The organism is Pseudomonadota bacterium (genome assembly GCA_030859565.1).
Lineage (GTDB): Bacteria > Pseudomonadota > Gammaproteobacteria > JACCXJ01 > JACCXJ01 > USCg-Taylor.
Map to the genome: position 1 here is coordinate 1 of JALZJW010000271.1, position 2,482 is coordinate 2,482.

The window sequence follows — 2,482 nt, forward strand, 5'->3', positions numbered from 1 at the left end:
CTAATTGTCCGTCGTTCATGATGGTCTTCATCCTCCCATCATGAACAGTCGCCGCCTTACTTCAGACTCATCTTGTATTAGAAATAAGCCCTCCCTTCAGACTCATCTTGCATTGGAATAGACTCCCTGTGGATAAAGTTAGTATTTCTGTGATAAAATTCACCAACTTTACAAAACCGACTGGGGGAGAGGTATGGTAACACTGTCATTTGCAGAAGCGATCATGGGTCTTGGGCCGGAAAAGGGGCCGAGGATCCAGATTTAAATGGCCGCCGTACTTATCCCGCTGGCCCAAGGGTGTGAAGAGCTCGAGGCCGTCACCGTCATCGATCTCCTGCGCCGGGCCGGGATCGAGGTGGTCACCGCCGGCCTCGATAATCATCCCGTCCGCGCTAGCCGCGGAGTGGTGCTGATCCCCGACACCTCCTTGGACGAAGCCTTGAAACGCGACTACGACATGGTCGTGCTTCCGGGGGGCGCCAAGGGCGCGGAGCACCTAGACAGCGACCCGCGCGTGCATGCTCTGCTCATCAAGATGGCGGCGAACGGAAAATTTACGGCTGCGATCTGCGCAGCGCCCAAGGTTTTGGGCGCAGCCGGCCTTCTCAGAGGAAAGCGCGCCACCGGCTATCCCGGGATCTTGCGGGCGATGAATTTCGCGGAGGTGACCGTGACCGAGGACGCCCTAGTCCAAGACGGGAAGGTCATTACCTCGCGCGGACCCGGCACGGCGATGGATTTTGCGCTCGCCTTGATCGAAGCCCTGACCGGCACTCACAAGCGCGATGAGGTTGAGTCGCAACTCGCGCGAGTTCCGTAACGGCCGTCACAGCTAACGCTCCCGAAACGCACGCGCCAGCAAGACTAACCCAAAACCGCCCATGACCCACACGCCGAAGGGGGCATCGCCAAGCATCAGCGTATCCTCGTCCGCGAAGCCGAACAACATCGCGGCGCTCAAGATAAATGCGCCGGCAGCCACTGCATAGGCCGCGCGTTCGGCGGCAATCCGGATCTCGCGCTGAATATCCTGCAATTTGCTGGTATGGATATTCAGGGTAAAATCGCCTTGCTTGAGCTGCTCCAGGAGATCCACGACGTGGCCCGGGAGGTTCGGAAGCCGCTCGGCCCACATCGGCAGATTCTCGCGCGTGGCCCCCACGATCCGGCGCACGCCGACCCGCTCGCTCATCCACCGCTCCAAGGACGGCTTGGCCGTATGCCACATGTCCAGATCGGGACACAGGTGTCGCGCCACCCCTTCGATGTTGACCAAGGTTTTTTGCAGCAGCAGCAGCTGGGGCAGAACCTCCATCTTGAAACGCTGCGCGGTTTGGAACAGGCGCAGCAACAGGTGGCCAAAGGAGACATCCTTGATCGGGCGCTCGAACATCGGTTCGCACACGGAGCGGATCGCGAACTCGAAGTCATCGACGCGCGTGCCCGCGGGGACCCAACCCGATTCCACGTGCAGCTCCGCCACACGCCGATAATCGCGTTTGAGAAAGGCCAAAAAGTTATTGGCTAAATAGCGTTGGTCGAATTCGCTCAATGAGCCCATGATCCCGAAATCGACCGGTACGATCTTAGCCAGCTCGTCGCCCCGAGGAGGGATCACGAAGAGGTTGCCGGGGTGCATATCCGCATGGAAAAAGCGATCGCGAAATACTTGCGCAAAGAACAATTGGACACCGACCTCGGCTAGCCTTCTAAGATCCACCCCGGCCTTGCGCAAAGCATCGACATTGTCGATCGAGATCCCCGATATCCGCTCCATCACCAGCACGTCGCGGTGGGTCAGGTCCCATTCGATGGCGGGAACATGAACCTCGCTCGATCCTTCGAAGTTCCGCTTCAATTGCGAGGCGCTCGCGGCCTCGCGCACCAGATCAAGCTCATCGAGTATGATCTTTTCGTACTCCGCGATCACCCGTGTGGGCCTCAGCCGCCGCCCCTCGCTCCAGTAGCGCTCCGCGAAGTTGGCAAGGATATCCAGCAGGCCGAGATCGCGGCGGATGACCTTTTTGATCCCCGGCCGCACCACTTTGACCACCACGTCGCGGCCGTTCAGAAGCTTTGCCGCGTGGACCTGGGCGATCGACGCCGAGGCCAAGGGCTGCTCGTCGAATTCCGTGAAGACCTGCTGTAACGGGCGCCCGTAGGCGGCTTCGACGATCTTACGCGCCTCGCTCCCGGGAAAGGGAGGCACGTGGTCTTGCAATTTCGCGAACTCCTCCGCGATATCGTCCGGGATCAAATCACGCCGGGTCGACAGCACCTGACCGAATTTCACGAAGATGGGACCGAGGTCCTCGAGGACATGCCGGAGCCGTTCCGCGCGCGGGGCATAGCCGGAGCGTGTCCAGTTCCACGGTAGCACGTATAGAACAAACCGAATTGGCCGGAAAAGGTGTGTCGCCAGAATGATTTCATCGAGGCCATGGCGGATCAGTACCCGCTGGATCACCAGCATGCGGTGCTC

At 59.7% G+C, this 2,482-nt stretch carries 2 protein-coding genes; one reads left to right on the forward strand and one right to left on the reverse strand.

What is annotated here, in order from left to right:
- Positions 1-265: 265 nt before the first annotated feature.
- Positions 266-820, forward strand: coding sequence for a DJ-1/PfpI family protein (locus M3436_20625; GenBank protein MDQ3566374.1), 555 nt, complete (start codon positions 266-268; stop codon positions 818-820).
- Positions 821-832: 12 nt separating this feature from the next.
- Here M3436_20625 and ubiB read toward each other — a convergent pair whose 3' ends face one another.
- Positions 833-2,473, reverse strand: a complete 1,641-nt coding sequence (gene ubiB, locus M3436_20630; protein ID MDQ3566375.1) for a ubiquinone biosynthesis regulatory protein kinase UbiB — start codon at positions 2,471-2,473, stop codon at positions 833-835.
- Positions 2,474-2,482: the final 9 nt, after the last annotated feature.

Excerpts from the sequence above, each read along its gene's own strand:
- M3436_20625 (MDQ3566374.1), top strand. The coding sequence starts at position 266 with ATGGCCGCCGTACTTATCCCGCTGGCCCAAGGGTGTGAAGAGCTCGAG.
- ubiB (MDQ3566375.1), bottom strand. The coding sequence starts at position 2,473 with ATGCTGGTGATCCAGCGGGTACTGATCCGCCATGGCCTCGATGAAATC.